Genomic DNA, 16,785 nt, shown 5'->3' with positions numbered 1-16,785 from the left:
CTGGCCTGCTCCGGGGAGATGTAGTCGGGCGTGCCGACCACCATCCCGGTCGCGGTGAAGCCTTTCTCCTCCGAGAGCCGGGCGATCCCGAAGTCCATGATCTTCACGCCGCCGTTGGGCTCGATCAGGATGTTCTGCGGCTTGATGTCCCGGTGGATCACTCCCGCCGCGTGCGCGGCGGCGAGGCCGCCGCAGATCTGGCGCGCGATGCGAAGCCCCGCCGCGGTGGGGAGCAGCCGGTTCTGCGAGAGGAGGTGCTTCAGCGTGATCCCGCGGACGTATTCCATCGAGAGATAACGCATGCCCTCCGTCTCGCCGAAGTCGTGGGTCCGGAGGACGTTCTTGTGCGTGATCTTGCGGGCCAGGCGGATCTCCTGCTTGAACCGGTCGACGAGGGTCGCGTCCTGCGCGAGCGCCTCGTCCCGGAGGACCTTGATCGCGACCGCGTCGTCGAGCGTCCGGTCGTAGGCCTTGTAGACGATCCCCATCCCGCCGACGCCGAGCTCCGACTCGATGTCGTAGCGGCCGGCAAAGCGCGTGCCGACGCGCGGCGCGGGGCGGGACCCGCCCGACGCCGAGGGGGTCGCTCCGATCGCGAGCGTCTTCTGCGGCGGCGCCACCGGGACGTTGCCGCCCATCGTCAGCTGCGCGATCTGCTTCTCGAGCTCCGCCTTCTCCTTGAGCTCCTCGAGCATCATCCGGAACGAACGGGCGAGGATTCCGATCTCGTCGTTCTGCTCGACCGGCAGCGGCACGTCGTAGCTCCCGTCGCGGACCGCCTCCGTCGCGGCCACCATCCGTCCGATCGGACCCGTCATCTTCCGCGCGAGGAGATACGAGATCACGAAGGCGAGGAGGAGCGCGGCGAGACCGACCACGAGCAGGGTCTTCTCGATCTCGCGGAAAGCGGCGAGCTCGGTCTTCAACGACCGCAGCGTGACGACCGAGCCGACGATGACGCCCGACGAGAGCCGAAGCGGCCAGGAGAGCGCGAGGTACGAGTCGTCCCCCGTGTCGATCGAGAGCGGCCCCGCGACCATGCCGCGCTGGAGCACCATCGACATCAGGGCGCCGCGGGCTTCGATCGCGCGCGCGAACGGCCGCGTGGCTCCGCCGAGCGTCGAGGCGACGACCTGCGGGCGCGGCGGGTCGCTCGGCTTGTCGAGGTTGGCGAAGAAGACGGCGTCGGTCGCGGCGACGTCGTGGAAATTCTCGGCGACCTTGTCGTCGATCGCGAAAGCCGCGATCAGCGTGCCGAGCGTGCGCGTGCCGGATCCCTCCCCGACGACGACCGGGGCGGCGACGGCGTGGTAGAGCTTCCCTTCCGAATACCAGATCCCCTGCGTCTCCGCTCCGTCGAGCGCCTTCCGGACGAGCGCCGAGTCGGAGAGGTCGTGGCGCCACTCGCGCCGGTCGCTCCGCACGATCGACACGCCGCGCGGATCGGTGACGATGAGGAAGTCGGCGCCCGTCGCGGAGGCCTGGTCCTCCTTGAGGCTGTTGAAGATCGTCGCCGCGTCTCCCTCGTCGAGGAGCGCCTTGAACCCGGAGTTGTCCACGACCGGCCGCAGCGCCCGATGGAGCTTCTCGTACCGGTCTTCCTGGAAGTTGTCGTAGGCGTCGCGGGCGCGCGTCAGCGCCTTGCGGCTCGTCTGCTCGGCGATCGACCGCACGCGGTAGCTCGAGATCTCGACGGCGGCCGCGAGCGCGACGAAGACGAGGAAGGCGACGGCGAGGAAGATCTTGAGCGTGAGCGAGAACCGCGGCCGCTCCGGCCCCGGCCCCGCGGCGGACGGAATCCGGTTCGTGATCGGGGGCGTCGCCGGCGGCAAACGCGTCGTCTCCTGCGGATTGCGGGGGATCGGGCGGCTCGCCAAATCAGTAACGGTCCTCGTCCGGAGGAGGAGGCGGGTAGTCCTTGCCGTACTTGTTCTTGTGGGGCTGGGGCTTGAACGCGGACACGTCGAACGCCAGCGCCGCCGCCGCCGTCTGTCCCGCGTGAACGACGACCGGCTGCGACGTCTCTCCTCCGGGCTCGCACCAGGCCCGCACGACGCGGGAACCCGCCGGGACCCCGTCGAAGGAGAAGGCGCCGCCCGGTCCGGTGACCTCCGCAAAGGAGGAATCGACGACGCGCACGTACCCGACCATCTGCGGGTGGATGTTGCAGTAGACCCGAACGAGGCCCGGAACCTCGAACTTCTTCTCCTTCGATCGGCCGCTGCGGTAGAGGCCGAGGTCGAAGTGGTTCTCGCCCGAGACCGAAAAGACGTTGTGGAAGATCGGGTCGTCGTTCGGAAAAGCGACGAGATGCCCGGCTTCCACCGCCACGACGCGCGGCGTGAAGCGCTTGTGCTCGGAGGTCATCTTCGGCAGAGGCGGCGTGCGCCCGTCGACCCGGGTCGCTTCGATCCACACGACGACGTTCGAGGCGTCGGCGCGCGCCTTCCCGCCGTCCACAAGCGTGACTTTTCCCTCGATCCGCCCGGTCGGAGACGGCGCGGCGCCGCCGGCGGCGCGCGCCAGGAGCAGCGCCACGACCAACCATCGTCCCGGCTGCATGATCGGGAATGATACCCGGAAAGGCCGCGAATCCGGGTCTCCGCGCGGCCGGATTCCCTCACCCGGCGCCGGTCGCCGGCATCGATGACCTCATTCCAACGACGAGCCCGAAATCTTCGCGACAGCCGGAGCGCCCCGCACGCCCGCCCCACGGAGGTCCGCCGACCGGCGGACCTGCATCAAACCCCTCAGGTTCCGCCGAACCCGAAGGTCACTTTTCCGTCGTCGACGATCACGGGCACTTCCCGGCTTCCTTCGGACCAGGCAAGCATCCGCTTCATATTGTCGGGGGAAGCCTTGACGTTGACGTACTCGAAAGGAACCTTCCGCCGGGCGTAATCCGCACGGGCCGCCGACGTATACGGTCAGGTGTCCTTTCCGAAAATCAGGACCTTCGTCTCTTCCATGGAGGAAGTGTACCAGCGAAAATCCCGCCGCTCCCGCCGCTCTCCCTCGGCACGAAATCTCTCGCGTTTCCCGCCCGCCCCATGCTACAAAGGCGCCAAATTCGTCGAGGAGGGAAGCGCGCATGGCCAGATCCGAAGGTCCGGTTCCCGAATTTCAACCGTACATCTCCGCCGATCAGGCGCCGGCGGAGTTCACGATCAAGGCCGTCGTCCTCGGCGCGTTCTTCGGTCTTCTCTTCGGGGCGGCGACGGTCTACCTCGCGCTCCGCGCCGGACTGACCGTTTCGGCCTCGATCCCGATCGCGGTTCTCGCGATCGCGGTGTTCAAGAAGATCGGCAAATCCACGATCCTCGAGAACAACATCGTCCAGACGATCGGTTCGGCCGGCGAGTCGATCGCGGCCGGCGTCGTATTCACGATCCCCGCGTTCATCTTCCTCGCGGGAGGCGCCGACTATTTCCGGTATCTGCAGATCTTCGTCCTCGCGATCATCGGCGGCATCCTCGGGGTCTTCATGATGGTTCCGCTGCGGAGATCGCTGATCGTCCGCGAGCACGGGAACCTGCCTTACCCGGAGGGCACCGCGTGCGCCGACGTCCTGATCGCGGGAGAGCGCGGCGGGAATCTCGCGAGCAAAGTGTTCGCCGGGGTCGGCCTGGCCGTCGTGTACAAGACGCTGACGGAAGTCTTCGGGCTGTGGAAGGAGACGCCGAGCGCGATCCGGACCGGGGACAAATCCGTCTTCCCGAACGCCACGCTCGATTCGGCGAACACCCCCGAGTACCTGGGCGTGGGCTACATCATCGGGCCGAAGATCGCTTCGGAGCTCTTCTCGGGAGGCGTCCTGGCGTGGCTCGCCCTGATTCCGCTCATCTCGATCTTCGTCCCGGAGAGCCGCATCACGGCCGACCTGCACAATCTGGGGTTCGGCGAGCCTCAGATCGCCGGGATGAGCATCGCGACGCGGATCTACACGGCGTACGTGAAGTACATCGGCGCCGGCGCGGTCGCGTGCGCCGGGGTGATGACGCTCATCAAGACGCTTCCGACGATCGTCTCGTCGTTCCGCGACTCGGTCCGCGACCTCCGATCGGGGGGCGGCGCCACCGCGGGCGGCAAGCGCACGGAACGCGACATGGGAATCGGGCTCGTCGTGCTCGGTTCTCTCGCGCTGGTGGTGATCATCGCGATCCTCCCGCAGTTCCCCGGAACGTTTCCGGGCACGCTCCTGATGTCGCTCCTCATCGTCGTCTTCGGGTTCTTCTTCGTCACCGTCGCGAGCCGCATCGTCGGAATCATCGGCACGTCGTCCAACCCGATCTCGGGCATGACGATCGCGACCCTGATGGCGACGTGCCTGATCTTCGTCGCGATCGGCTGGAAAGGAAACGTCTATCAGGCGGTGGCGCTCTCCGTGGGCGCGGTCGTCTGTATCGCCGCCGCCAACGCCGGCGCCACCTCGCAGGACCTGAAGACCGGTTACCTCGTCGGCGCCACGCCGAAGTATCAGCAATGGGGAATGATCATCGGCGTCGTCGTCTCGTCGACCGCGATCGGGTTCACGCTCCTCGCCCTCGACAAGTCGTTCGGGATCAAGAACCACGTCCTCCACGGAATCGGAACGCCGGACCTGCCGGCGCCTCAGGGAACGCTCATGGCCGTCATCATCCAGGGACTGCTCGCCCAGAAGCTCCCCTGGGCCCCCGTCCTCGTCGGCGTGTTTCTCGCCTTCATGGCGCAGCTCGCCGGCTCGCACGCCCTTTCCTGGGCGGTGGGCGCGTACCTCCCGATCTCGACGACCGCGCCGATCTGGGTGGGCGGCATGCTCAAGGCGTTCTCCGATCGGGCGCGGGGCGTCAAGGAAGAGAGCGAGCTCTCCTCCGGCATGCTCTACTCGACGGGTCTCGTCGCGGGCGGGTCGATCGCGGGGGTCATCATCGCGTTTCTCGTCGGATTCGGCAGCAAGGGATTGAACGAGACGCTCGACTTCGGAAAGGGGTATTTCAACCGCATGGGGATCGGCGGCGACATCATCGGCTGGATCCCCTTCGTGATCATGGCGGCGATCCTCTTCCGCAATTCGCTCAAGAAAATGGAAGTGTGACGGTCCGGGCGACCGATCCCCCGGAAGCCCGCTTCGGCGGGCTTTTTCTCGCCTTCGTGTAGACTCGTCCCGCTTTTTTCGGAGGCTCGATGAAGAAATCCGCCCTCGCCGCCGCCGTTCTCACGCTCTCCGCCGCCGCCTTCGCCCAGAATTCCGCTCTCGCGCCCGGCAAGCCGATCGTCCTGAAGGCCGCGCGGATGTTCGACGGCCGCTCGGACCGGACGGTCTCGCCCGGCCTCGTCGTCGTCGAGAACGGGAAGATCGCGTCGGTCGGGGGAAACGCTCCGCCCGGCGCCGAGGTGATCGACCTCGGCGACGCGACGCTCCTTCCGGGGTTCATCGATGCCCACGTCCATCTGATGTTCCAGGCATCCGACAACTGGTTCCGCGACTTCTTTCAGCGAACCATGCGGTTCCCGGCGGAGCAGGCGCACTACGCCGCGATGTACGCGAGACGCACGCTCGAGGCGGGATTCACGACCGTGCGCGACGTCGGCTCCTGGGACCATGTCGCGCTGGGTCTCCGCAACGCGATCGCCGCCGGAGTCGCGGAGGGTCCCCGGATGCTCGTGTCGAACAATCCGATCGGCGCGACGGGAGGGCACGCAGACGGCGAGCCGTTCCCGCCGGACCTCGTCAAGCCGTCGGGTCCGCTCGACGGAGTCTGCAACGGTCCCGACGAGTGCCGCGCCGCGGTCCGCTATCAGATCAAGTACGGCGCCGACGTGATCAAGTGCATGCCGTCGGGCGGCGTGCTCTCGCTTTCCGACCCGGTCGACGCGCCGGAGCTCACCCAGGAGGAGATGAACGCGATCGTGTCGGAGGCGCACGCGTGGGGACGCAAGGTCGCCGCCCACTGCCACGGCGACGCCGCCGCGAAGATCGCGATCGCGGCCGGCGTCGACTCGATCGAGCACGGCTCGTTCATCAAACCCGACACGCTCGCGCTCATGAAGAAGAAGGGGACGTACCTCGTCCCCACGCTCTACGCGGGAGACTGGGTCGGGAAACACGCCGACCAGTTCCCGCCGGCCATCGCCGCAAAGGCGCGGGCGGCGTCGGCCGCGATGACCGCGATGTTCCGGGAAGCCGTGCGCCAGGGCGTCAAGGTCGCGTTCGGCACGGACGCGGGCGTCGAGCCGCACGGCGGCAACGCGCACGAATTCGTCCTGATGACCCAGGACGGCCTCTCCCCGGCGGCGGCCCTCCGGGCGGGGACGTCGAGTGCGGCCGACCTCCTCGGAGTCGCCGGCGACAGCGGCACGCTCGAGAGCGGCAAGCGCGCGGACATCGTCGCGGTCCCGGGCGATCCGACCGCGGACATCGCGGCGACCGGGAAGGTGCTCTTCGTCATGCAGCAGGGACGGATCGTCAAGAATGTCCGCCCGTGACCTCCCCCGCTCGGCAAGCGAAGACGCCTCCGGCGTGATCGCGGCCAACGGAGAGTTCTACGCCGCGCTCGACTCGCGGGACGGCGCGCGGATGGAGGCTCTCTGGTCGCATGCCGAAGACGTCGCCTGCATCCATCCCGGCTGGCACCGGCTCGACGGCTGGGAGGATGTGTCCCAGTCGTGGCGCGCGATCTTCGCGAACTCGCGCCCCTGGAAGGTCCGTGCCGAAGAGGAGCATGTCTTCGTTTCCGGAGAGATCGCGGTCGTGCTCTGCGTCGAGGTCCTCGAGGCCTCCGGCGCCTCCGGCGAGCCCGCGCGGATGCAGGCGACCAACGTCTTCCGTCTCGAGGAGGGCGCGTGGCGAATCGTCCACCATCACGCCTCGCCGATGCCGGAAGCCGGAGAAGAGGAAGAAGAGCCGGTCAACTGACCGGTCGCGGGAGCGGGCTCGGGGACCGGGGGCGAAGTGACGGCTCCGCGGCTTGCCTCATCCGACGACCTTCGGCCGCCACCTTTTCCCGCCGGGAGAAGTCGCGATGCAGCTCGCTTTGCTCGCGACCTCGTGTGACTCGGCCGCGGAGCCGCCACCCCCTCGCCGGCGCTCCCGCTCCCGCGGCGCAAGTCGTCGCGCCGAGCGTCGCGCGAGACTTCGTCGCGCCGCGAAGGGCAGGCACGATTCCGCCGGTCGACGGCATCGTCGCTGCCGGTTTTCGCGATGTGGGGATGAGCCAACGCGGACTCGGAAATTAGCTAAGGGCCGCCCCGTCGCTGATCAGGGACATTGCCACTGATATTTCCTCTGGAATCGAGACCTTGTCCCTGGCCAAGTCATCACTTACTTACAAAAACCGTCCGGATGGGTTTGTCTATTCTAGACGACCCCGAACTTCTTGCCGACCTTCCGGAACGCGTCGACGGCGAAATCGAGGTCCTCCGTCGAATGGGCCGCCGAGATCTGGCAGCGCAAACGCGCGTGCCCCTGGGGGACCACCGGGAAGCCGAAGCCGGAGACGTACACGCCTTCGTCGAAGAGCGCCGCCGACATCGCGAGCGCCTTCGCCGTGTCGCCGACGATCACCGGGACGATCGGGTGCGGCCCGTCCGGGATCGTGAATCCGGCGTTCTTGATCTCGTTGCGGAAGTGGAGCGCGTTGGCGCGGAGCTTCTCGACGGGAGCCGGGTCCTCCATCAGCATCCGGAACGCCTCCAGCGACCCGCCGACGACCGCGGGAGGGAGCGAGTTGGAGAAGAGGGACGGGCGCGAGCGCTGGCGGAGGATCTCGACGAGCGCCCGGGGTCCCGTGACGAACCCGCCGGCGGCCGATCCCATCGCCTTGCCGAGCGTGCCCGTCGTGATCGGGATCTTGCCGTGGATCCCCTCCTCCTCGGCCGTGCCGCGTCCGGTCTTCCCGAGGACGCCCGTCGCGTGCGAGTCGTCGACCGCGAGCACCGCGCCGTGCTCCTCCGATATCGACAGGAGCGCGGGGAGATCGGCGAGCTCCCCCTCCATGGAGAAGACCCCGTCGGTGATCATCATCCTGTAGCGGGAGGTCGTGTCCTCCTCGAGCATCTTCTCGTACGCGTCGTAGTCGGAATGCGGGACCCTGTACCGCTTCGCCTTGCACAGCCGAATCCCGTCGATGATCGACGCGTGGTTGAGCTCATCCGAATAGAGTCCGTCCGGCTCCTCGAGGACGGCCGGGAAGAGCCCTTCGTTCGCGTTCCAGCACGACATGTACAGGATGGTCGCTTCCGTCTCGAAGAATTCAGAGATCGTCTGCTCCAACTCGTGATGGATCGATTCGGTCCCGCAGATGAAGCGAACGGAGCCGAGACCCGCTCCCCAGCGGTCGATCGCTTTCTTCTGGGCCTCGCGGATCCTCGGATGGTTCGCAAAGCCCAGGTAGTTGTTCGAGGTGAGCATCAGGACGTCCTTGCCGTCCACCCGCACGTGCGCATCCTGCGGCGATTCGAGCACGCGCTCGACTTTCAGAGTCTTCGCCTCTTTCAGCTTGTCGAGCTCGGATTGGAGATGTTCGAAGAAATTCATCAGATCCTCCGGCGCCGCAGTGAAACGATAATGCTCATATCATCCGAAGCGAAGGATCTACCCGCGGAGCAGATTCTTCGTCGCCTGTGGCTCCTCAGAATGACAGAACTTTTTGCCCATGGGCGAGCGGCGATGGGCTTGTGCCCGGCATCGCAAATCGATTGAGAAGCGTTCGTGGCGCAGTGAGGCACGAGCACGTCGGGGATGCGGGTTACCCGCGACGTTCCGGTGAGGCGGCCGCGAAGTGGTCGTCCCCGCGAAAGCGGGAACCCAGGATTGGATACCCGCTTGCGCGGGTATGACAGAAAACGCATATGTCGCAGGGCGGCGCGGGCGGCACGCGCCCGTCGGGGTCGCGCGGCGACCGTTTCGACGAATGCGATTTTCTACGGATCGGGACCCTCGGGCGCGGTGAGGCGCGAGCCCGACGGGATGCGGGCGCCCGAGCCCGCGGCCGCGGCGTACCGGGGCGTACGTTAAGGCCGCGGGTCGCGGTGCACGCGCCCGTCCGGCTCGATGCATCGCCGCGCCTTCCCTCATCACGGAAGGCCGTGGGGGTAGAACACGACCTTCATCGCCTTCCGGTCCGCGAGCAGCGCCTGCGCCTCGTGGAACCGGTCGAGCCCCTCGAACTCGTGCGAAACGAAGTCGTCGACCTTCAATCCCGCCTTCAGGAGGTCGAGCATCTTGACCCACGTCGCGAACACCTGGCGGCCGATGATCGCCTTCATCGTCACGCCCTTGTAGATCAGGTCCCGCGAATAGTGGTGGAGCGTGACCGCGTTCCCCTTCGGCAGCCCGAGGAGCGACATCCACCCGCCCGGGTAGATCGCCTCGAGGCCGAGGTTGATCGACGGCTCGGCGCCCGAGAGCTCCAGCACGACGTCGGCGCCGCCGCCGAGCGCTTCCCGGAGCGCCGCAACCGGATCCGGCACGTCCCGGAGGTTCAGCGCCTTCACGTTCCGCGCCGCGCGGGTCTGCTTCCAGCGGTTCGCCTCCGCGATCGCGTGCTCGTTGACGTCGGTGATCGCGATCGCGGAGGCGCCGGAGACGCGGGCGATCTCGGCGCAGAACGCGCCGATCGGCCCGAAACCGAGGATCGCCACCGACTTGCCGGACAGGTCGACCACCTGGGTCGTGTGCACGGCGTTGCCGAGCGCGTCGAGGAACGCGCCGACCTTCGGGGGAACGATCGCCCGGTCGAGCGGGACGACGTTGTCGGACGGGACCTTCACGTACTCCGCGAAGCAGCCGTCGCCGTCGAGACCCAGTATCCGCGTGTTCTCGCAGACGTGTCTCTCCCCTTTGCGGCACGGGCGGCAATGGCCGCAGGTGACGTGCATCTCGGCCGAGGCGTAGGTCCCGATCGAGAGCGACGGCCTCTCTCCCTCGGGGCCGAAGGCGACGATCTCGCCGCAGAACTCGTGCCCCGTGATCCGCGGCGGACGGACACGGTGCTGGATGGACGGGTCCCAGTCGTAGATGTGGCGGTCGGTCCCGCAGACCGCCGTGGCCAGGACCTTGAGCAGCGCCTCGCCCGGTCCGGGCTCGGGCACCGGCACGTCGAGCACGGCCGTCGCATCCGGACCGGCGGCCGCCCTGGTCTTGACGACCGCCTTCATCGTCTCGGGGAGGGTCAAACCCGCTCCGTGCCGCGGCTCATCGTCGCCGCGCCGACGTCAATCGCCCGCCTCGTCGTCCCGGACGAACGCGCCGGCCGCCTCGCGCTCGCCGACGGCGACCGGGTGCACGTACCGGTCGACGATCGCGCGCGTGTCTCCCGCCTTGAGCTGCTCGAAGAGGAAGACGAACTTCTCCTCGAGGTCGCCGGCGATCGCGTCGCGGGTCCCGACGGGAAGATCCCAGAGCGCCGCCTTGAACGGGCCGAGCGCCTTCTTGCGCGACTTGTAGAGGAACTGCTCGGGAGAGTCGCCGGGCTTGCGCTCGTCGCCCGCGTTGTCGGTGACCCAGCGGTAGATCGTCTCGCGAAGGAGGCCGGGAAGCACCGGGTGGTCGAGCACCATGTTCTGGAACCCGGTCGCGAGATGGATCTCCGCGGTGTCGTACTCCGGGAACAGCCCGAAGTCGGCCTCGGGAAGCGTCGAGGCGCCGTGCTGGACGGCGCCGGCCATTCGATACTCCTCCCGCGCGATCTTCGAGATGCGCCGGATGACGTCGAAGTCGATCGACATCTTCTTCAGCGTCCCGTCCGGCGCGACCTGCCCGCCGTGCGCGGAGCCGGTCTGGATCGAGACCTTCGCGATCCCCTTCGCGCTCCCGATGCCGCGCCGGTAGCCCTCCATGTACGCCCGCAACTCCTCGGGCGTCGAGTTCTCCTTGCCCACCTCGCCGATCTCGCCGCCGATCGAGATCTCGACGCCCTTCGGCTGGTGCTCGCGGATGAACCGCGTGAAGTGCGCGCAGTTCTCGTAGTTCGGCTTCTGCTGGGCGTCCAGGCCGGGCTGAGAAAGGTCCACCAGCGTCGAGGTGTCGATGTCGATCTGGTAGAAGGACGCCGCGATGGCTTCGAGGATCAGGTCCTCGATCGCCTTCACTTCCTTGCCCGCGTCGCTCTTCATCTTCTTCGCGTTGGTCTGGAAGTGGTCCCCCTGGAGGAAAACCGGTCCGCTCCAGCCCTCGCGAACCGCCGCGGCGAGCACGACCGCGGCGTACTCGCCGGGCCGCTGGTCCGTGTAGCCGATCTCGCTCCTCGCGATCTCGAAGATGAACGCCCCGGCCGAGAGCTTCTTCGCCGTCCGGAAGACCGCCCTCGCCGCGTCGTACGTGAGCGTCCGGATGTTGATGGCGGGGACGGTGAACCCCGAGAACTCCCCGCGGGCGCGCGCTTCGTAGAGCGGCAGGATCGACGCGGGAAGGATCCCGCGCGCCGCCGCTTCGCGCCGGATCTCCCGGCGAGCGGCCGTCTTATCGGCCTCCGGCCCGAACACCGCCGTCCAGACGAGCGTGTCGATCTCATCGGCCCCGTAGCGCAGTCCGTCGCCGGACCTCTTCTTTCGCGGAACATCGAGGGTGGTCATCGGAGCCTCCGCGCCCGATTCTATCGGGAACCTGCCGGGGCGACAGATTCAACTTCCCTGCTCCGGCCTCGTCCGTCCCGCAGGCTCGGCTCGGGTTCTGCTAGCCTTCCTTCCGTGATCCGCCTCTCCCGCAAGATCGAGTTCAACGCCTCCCGTAAGCTCTGGCGCCCCGGCTGGAGCGACGAGAAGAATCGCGCCGTGTACGGCGAGGAGTCGCCGCACGGCTACGGGCACAACTACCGGCTCGAGATCGAGGTCGAGGGGGAGATCGATCCGGAGAAGGCGATGGTCGTCAACCTCACGGACCTCGACCGCATCCTCAAGGAAGAGGTCGACCGGCCGCTCGACCACAAGAACCTGAACCTCGACGTGGCGGAATTCCGGGAGACCGTCCCGACCTTCGAAAACCTCGCGCGCTGGATCTGGGAGCGGATCGACCGGCGGCTCGTGCGCGAGGAGTGGCCGTGCCGCCTCTCGCGCCTGAGGCTCTCTCCGGCGCCCGATCTCGCCGTCGAAATCGAAGCGTGAAGCGCCTCCGCGCCACGCCGTCCGGCGAGGGATATGCCGCGCGCCTCGAGGAGGCCCCGGTGCCGTCGCCCGGTCCGGACGAGGTCCTCGTCCGCGTCGCGGCCTCGGGAGTCAACCGCGCGGATCTGTCGCAGATCGCCGGGAAATACCCCGCCCCGCCGGGCGAACCGGAGGGGCTCGGCCTCGAGATCGCCGGAACGATCGACGCCACGAATGAACGGGTTTGCGCGCTGCTGGCGGGCGGAGGACACGCCGAGTACGCCGCGGTTCCTCGCGGACAGATGTTCGCCGCCCCCCGGTCGCTCGGCACGACGGCCGCCGCGGGCATCCCGGAGGCGTTCCTCACCGCCTACCTGAACCTCGCCCTCGAAGGCGGACTCGAATCGGGCGGCCGAGCCCTCGTGCACGCCGGAGCGTCCGGCGTCGGACTCGCCGCGATCCAGACGGCAAAGCTCCTCGGCGCCTCGGTCGCCGCGACGACGCGCACGGCGGCCAAGATCGCCGCACTCGAGACGGCGGGCGCGGACCTCGCGATCGACACGCGGCGCGAACACTTCGCCGACGCGGTCGAGCGCGTCTGGGGACAGGACGCGGTCGACGTCGTTCTCGACCCGGTCGGCGCCGACACGTTCGCCGGCGACCTGCGCGTGCTCGCCCCGGGCGGACGCGTCGTCTTTCTCGCGACGATGTCGGGGGCGAAGACGGAGCTCGACATCGGCCGTCTCATGGCCAAGCGCGCGCGGGTGATCGGGTCGACGCTCCGGTCGCGCTCCCGGGCGGAGAAGGCGCCGATCGTCGCGCGGTTCGTCGACACGATCCTTCCCGGTTTCGACGCGGGGCGGCTCTCCGTCGCGGTCGATTCCGTGTTCCCGCCCGACCGCGCCGCCGAGGCTTTCGAGCGGATGAGGAAGAACGAGAACGCCGGAAAGATCGTGATCGACTGGAGCCTTCTCCCGCACGCGGGATAGCTCCCGCGGGCGGCCGGTGCGGCGGCCGATCGCGATAGGATCGCGACGAAAACAAGGAGGACGCATGGAAAGAGCCCGTCCGCAGACCTACGCCTCGCACCGCCGATTCGACCCGCTGTACCACTTCTTCGCCGCCCCCGTCCTGGCCCTGGTGTACCCGCTCTGGGCGATCGTCCATCTCTGGCGACACCCCACGCCCCAGTCGGTCGTCTGGCTGCTCTTCGCGTTCGCCGTGGCCGTGCTCGCCTGGCGCGCCCGGAGCTTCCCCCTGGCGGTCCAGGACCGCCTGATCGCCCTCGAGGAGCGGCTCCGCATCGAACGGCTGCCTTCGCCCGAGGCGCGCGCGGCGGCCGGGGCCCTGACCGACGACCAGCTGATCGGCCTGCGTTTCGCCTCCGACGAGGAGCTCGCCGAGCTCGCGGCCGCCGCCGTGGCGGAGAAGCTCGACCGGAAAGCGATCAAGAAGCGGGTCAGGACCTGGCGACCCGACCACCGGCGCGCGTAGGCCGGCTCGCGCGGACCATCCATCGAGCCATACGGGCGCGGGCCGCCCGCGCCGCCCTGCGACGTACGCTCTCGGTACGCCTCGGGACGTCGCGGGCGACCCGCATCCCGTCTGGCTCGCGTCTGGCCGCGCCTCATCGTTGACCCGATTGACGCGAGCGATTCACCGTCGCCGTTTCAGCCCTGAATCGCATTCGCGGGGATGATTTCAGACCTCGACCGCAACCGATTCCCCCTGGACCGCCGCCACGGCCGCACTTGCGCGATGCCGCCAGGCGAACAACGGGAACATCAGCAGGATGACGCCGACCATCACGACGCTCGCTTCGATGCCGCAGACGCCGCCGGTCAGCCACGCCGGGCCATGGAACGTGGTCGCGAGAAGGTGCCCGGTCACCGGCCGGCCGCCATTGGCCGTGTTCGGCGCACCGAAGAAGGCGAGCGCGAAATAGTCGAAGGCCGCGTGCATGCCGGCGGCGAGCCAGAGATCGCCCGTCCGGCCGATCGCGAAACAGAAGAACAGCCCGATGAGCGACACGGAGAACCCGTCGAGAAGCGACTCCATCGGCTTCGTGAAGTAGTGGAGCGCGCCGAACCCGATCGAGAGGACGATCGCCGCGGGCCAGAAGCCCATGCCGCGGGAAAGCGCGGCGAGCGGGTAGCCGCGGAAGAGGTACTCCTCGAAGAACCCGAGCACGATCATCGTGACCGCCCAGAGGGCGGCCCACCGCGCGAGCTCCCCGCCGGTGAACGCCCAGCCGTCGAACGTCACTCCTCCGGCGAAGGCGATGATCGCCATCGTCGCGGCGACCGGGAGAAAGCCCCAGACCAGCCCCGCGCCGAACCGGGCGGGAAAACCGCGCGCGAGGGGAAGGCCGTACTCGGCGATCCGCCGCTTCTCGATCCGCGCCATGATCGCCGCCGCCGCGAGAGCCGCGAGGAAGCCGATCCCGTCAGAAACGGCGAAGTCGACGGGATGCAGGCCGCGATGCGGGCGGTAGAGCTGCTTCGCCGGCAGGAGCACGATCGTCTGAATCGCGGTGAACAGAACGGCGAAGACGAGGAATCCCCATCCGGCGCGCAGTCCGGTCGGGCCGAGGAAGAGCTTCTTCACGGCGGCGCCTCCTGCACGAGATAACGAAACGGCGCCGGAAAAGTTCGGCGCGGCATCGTCAAGGCTTCCTCCTTCGCTGAAGCTTCCTCCTTCGCTGAAGCTTCGGCGGGACAGGTCGGCGCGACGAGTCGGCGTGGAGCCCAGATCAGCACGGCAGCGTCTCTCCGTACGGAGTCCGGTGCACTCCCTTCTCCGTGATGATCTCGGTGATCCGCCTTCGCCCTGACGGGCTGCGGCGCGATCGGGCCTTTCTCAACGCGGAAGGGAATCGGCGTATGGAGGGTAATGCACCCCTTTCTCCGTGACGATCGCGGTGATGTATCGGGCGGGAGTGACGTCGAACGCCGGATGCCGGGCGAGGACTCCCTCGGGCGCGATCACGAATCCCGCGATCCGGACCACTTCGCCCGACGAGCGGTTCTCGATCGGAATCGACGACCCGTCGGCGAGGGAACGGTCGATCGTGGTCGTGGGCGCGGCGACGTAGAACGGCACGCCGTTCTCGCGGGCGAGGACGGCGAGCGCGTACGTGCCGATCTTGTTGGCGACGTCGCCGTTGGCCGCGATCCGGTCGGCCCCGACGACGACCGCCGAGATCTCGCCCGACTTCAGGAAGTGTCCCGCCATGCCGTCGGTAATGATCTCGACGGGAATCCCGTCGCGCTGGAGCTCCCATGCCGTCAACCGCGCTCCCTGGAGAAACGGCCGGGTTTCGTCGGCGAGCACGCGGATCGCCTTTCCCGATTCGACGGCGCCGCGAATCACCCCGAGCGCCGTCCCGTAGCCCGAAGTCGCGAGCGCGCCGGCGTTGCAGTGCGTGAGCACGGTGACGCCGTCGGAGAGCAGTACTGCGCCGTGGCGGCCGATCGCCCGGCACGCCTCGATTCCCTCCTCGGAGAGCGCGATCGCCTCCGCCTCCATGGCCGCCGCGATCTCGGCGGCGGGACGCGCCTCGACACGGGCGAACGCCCGCTCCATCCGCTCGACGGCGGCGAAGAGGTCTCGGGCCGTCGGACGCGCCGCACGAATCGCGGCCGCGGCGCGCTTCAGTCTCTCGCGGGGAGATCCGTCCGGAGAACGAAACGCGAGAGCGATTCCGAAGCCGGCGGCGGCTCCGATCGCCGGCGCGCCGCGAACCGCCATCGACCGGATCGCCTCGGCGACCTCATCGGGAGTCCAGAGATCGAGCCAGACCTCCTGCCCGGGCAGCAGCCGCTGATCGAGGAGCTTGAGCTTGCCGGCATCCCAGTACAAAGGGCGAAAAAGATCCACCGGCGGGATAATACGCGGTCTCTCGGCTCGGGAACGCGCACTCCCGCGCTAGTATCCCCGAAATGAAGCTGCTCGACGATCTGGACCTCAAAGGCAAGACCGTTTTCCTGCGCGTCGACTTCAACGTCCCGTTGAAAGACGGCGCGGTCGCCGACGACATGCGGATCGTCCAGACGCTCCCGACGATCCGCCGGGCGCTCGAAAAGGGCGCGCGGCTCGTGATCGCGAGCCATCTCGGGAAGCCCAGGGGGAGGCGGGATGAGACGCTCTCGCTCCGGCCGGTCGCGCTCGTCCTCGCCGAAAAGCTCGGACGGCCCGTGCCTTTCGCGTCCGACTGCGTCGGCGACGAAGTCCACGCCGAGATCGGCCGGATGAAGGACGGCGACCTGCTCCTCCTCGAGAACCTGCGCTTCCACACCGGCGAGGAGAAGAACGACCCGGCGTTCGCCGCTGCGCTCGCTTCCGGAATCGACGTCTACATCGACGACGCGTTCGGCGCGGCGCACCGTCCCCATGCGTCCATCGTGGGGGTGCCCGCGCACGCCCGCCAGAGGGGCGCGGGTCTCCTCATGGACGCCGAGCTCCGGAATCTCTCCAAGATCCTCGAGCCGGAGCGGCCCTTCGCGGCGATCCTCGGCGGGGCGAAGATCTCGACGAAGATCGAGCCGCTCGAGGCGCTCGCCGAGATCGCCGACCTCCTGCTCGTCGGCGGCGGGATGGCCAATCACTTCGTGGCCGCGCTCGGCCTCCCGGTCGGCAAATCGCTCCTCGAGGAGGACCGCGTCCCGACCGCGCGCGAGATCCTGAATCTCTGCCGCGACGAGGGGAAGAACCTCGCGCTCCCCT

At 68.2% G+C, this 16,785-nt stretch carries 15 protein-coding genes; 7 read left to right on the top strand and 8 right to left on the bottom strand.

Translation table 11 applies throughout. The features are described 5' to 3' along the window. The 3 genes from VKH46_13490 to VKH46_13480 all read right to left on the bottom strand — a co-directional run. Positions 1-1,832: protein kinase (locus VKH46_13490; protein HKB71854.1), on the bottom strand; the 1,832-nt coding region annotated here is incomplete at its 3' end. A 46-nt stretch (positions 1,833-1,878) separates the two neighbouring features. Continuing rightward, positions 1,879-2,538 carry a hypothetical protein gene (locus tag VKH46_13485; protein ID HKB71853.1) on the bottom strand — a complete coding sequence of 220 codons (660 nt, stop codon included), beginning with the start codon at positions 2,536-2,538 and terminating at the stop codon, positions 1,879-1,881. 212 nt (positions 2,539-2,750) lie between these two features. After that, the gene (locus VKH46_13480; GenBank protein HKB71852.1) at positions 2,751-2,969 is read right to left on the bottom strand and encodes a UXX-star (seleno)protein family 1; all 219 of its coding nucleotides are present in this window, start codon (positions 2,967-2,969) and stop codon (positions 2,751-2,753) included. Positions 2,970-3,091: 122 nt separating this feature from the next. Here VKH46_13480 and VKH46_13475 point away from each other — a divergent pair, with 122 nt between their 5' ends. The 3 genes from VKH46_13475 to VKH46_13465 all read left to right on the top strand — a co-directional run bounded on the left by VKH46_13475 (position 3,092) and on the right by VKH46_13465 (position 6,895). Then, positions 3,092-5,074, top strand: a complete 1,983-nt coding sequence (locus VKH46_13475; GenBank protein ID HKB71851.1) for an oligopeptide transporter, OPT family — start codon at positions 3,092-3,094, stop codon at positions 5,072-5,074. Between the two features lie 89 nt (positions 5,075-5,163). Further along, positions 5,164-6,465: an amidohydrolase family protein gene (locus VKH46_13470; protein HKB71850.1), complete on the top strand. Its 1,302-nt coding sequence runs from the start codon at positions 5,164-5,166 to the stop codon at positions 6,463-6,465. Then, a complete protein-coding gene (locus tag VKH46_13465) occupies positions 6,452-6,895 on the top strand; it encodes a nuclear transport factor 2 family protein (GenBank protein ID HKB71849.1) in 444 nt (147 codons plus the stop codon). The genes VKH46_13470 and VKH46_13465 overlap by 14 nt, the downstream gene beginning before the upstream one ends. Positions 6,896-7,336: 441 nt before the next feature. On the opposite strand, the gene VKH46_13460 is transcribed toward VKH46_13465, so the two are convergent. From VKH46_13460 to VKH46_13450, 3 genes are all read right to left on the bottom strand, one after another. Continuing rightward, a complete protein-coding gene (locus tag VKH46_13460; GenBank protein HKB71848.1) occupies positions 7,337-8,515 on the bottom strand; it encodes a glycine C-acetyltransferase in 1,179 nt (392 codons plus the stop codon). A gap of 539 nt (positions 8,516-9,054) precedes the next feature. Beyond that, a complete protein-coding gene (locus tag VKH46_13455) occupies positions 9,055-10,155 on the bottom strand; it encodes an alcohol dehydrogenase catalytic domain-containing protein (GenBank protein ID HKB71847.1) in 1,101 nt (366 codons plus the stop codon). Between the two features lie 39 nt (positions 10,156-10,194). After that, positions 10,195-11,553, bottom strand: coding sequence for a class II fructose-bisphosphate aldolase (locus VKH46_13450; GenBank protein ID HKB71846.1), 1,359 nt, complete (start codon positions 11,551-11,553; stop codon positions 10,195-10,197). A 114-nt stretch (positions 11,554-11,667) separates the two neighbouring features. Here VKH46_13450 and VKH46_13445 point away from each other — a divergent pair, with 114 nt between their 5' ends. The 3 genes from VKH46_13445 to VKH46_13435 all read left to right on the top strand — a co-directional run bounded on the left by VKH46_13445 (position 11,668) and on the right by VKH46_13435 (position 13,554). Continuing rightward, positions 11,668-12,081 carry a 6-carboxytetrahydropterin synthase gene (locus VKH46_13445; GenBank protein ID HKB71845.1) on the top strand — a complete coding sequence of 138 codons (414 nt, stop codon included), beginning with the start codon at positions 11,668-11,670 and terminating at the stop codon, positions 12,079-12,081. Next, positions 12,078-13,049 (top strand): NAD(P)H-quinone oxidoreductase, encoded by a 972-nt coding sequence (locus VKH46_13440; GenBank protein HKB71844.1) that lies wholly within the window; start codon positions 12,078-12,080, stop codon positions 13,047-13,049. Before VKH46_13445 ends, VKH46_13440 begins: the two co-directional genes overlap by 4 nt. Before the next feature lie 64 nt (positions 13,050-13,113). Then, positions 13,114-13,554: a DUF6526 family protein gene (locus VKH46_13435; protein ID HKB71843.1), complete on the top strand. Its 441-nt coding sequence runs from the start codon at positions 13,114-13,116 to the stop codon at positions 13,552-13,554. A gap of 207 nt (positions 13,555-13,761) precedes the next feature. On the opposite strand, the gene VKH46_13430 is transcribed toward VKH46_13435, so the two are convergent. After that, positions 13,762-14,667: a CPBP family intramembrane glutamic endopeptidase gene (locus VKH46_13430; protein ID HKB71842.1), complete on the bottom strand. Its 906-nt coding sequence runs from the start codon at positions 14,665-14,667 to the stop codon at positions 13,762-13,764. Between the two features lie 252 nt (positions 14,668-14,919). Next, positions 14,920-15,939, bottom strand: a complete 1,020-nt coding sequence (gene mtnA, locus VKH46_13425; protein ID HKB71841.1) for an S-methyl-5-thioribose-1-phosphate isomerase — start codon at positions 15,937-15,939, stop codon at positions 14,920-14,922. A gap of 62 nt (positions 15,940-16,001) precedes the next feature. Here mtnA and pgk point away from each other — a divergent pair. Further along, the coding region (gene pgk, locus VKH46_13420) for a phosphoglycerate kinase (protein ID HKB71840.1) at positions 16,002-16,785 on the top strand (784 nt) is incomplete at its 3' end.

It is taken from the genome of Thermoanaerobaculia bacterium (assembly GCA_035260525.1).
Classification (GTDB): Bacteria; Acidobacteriota; Thermoanaerobaculia; order UBA5066; family DATFVB01; genus DATFVB01.
Note: the sequence above shows the minus strand (reverse complement) of the source record. Positions and strands in the feature narration are given on the sequence as shown.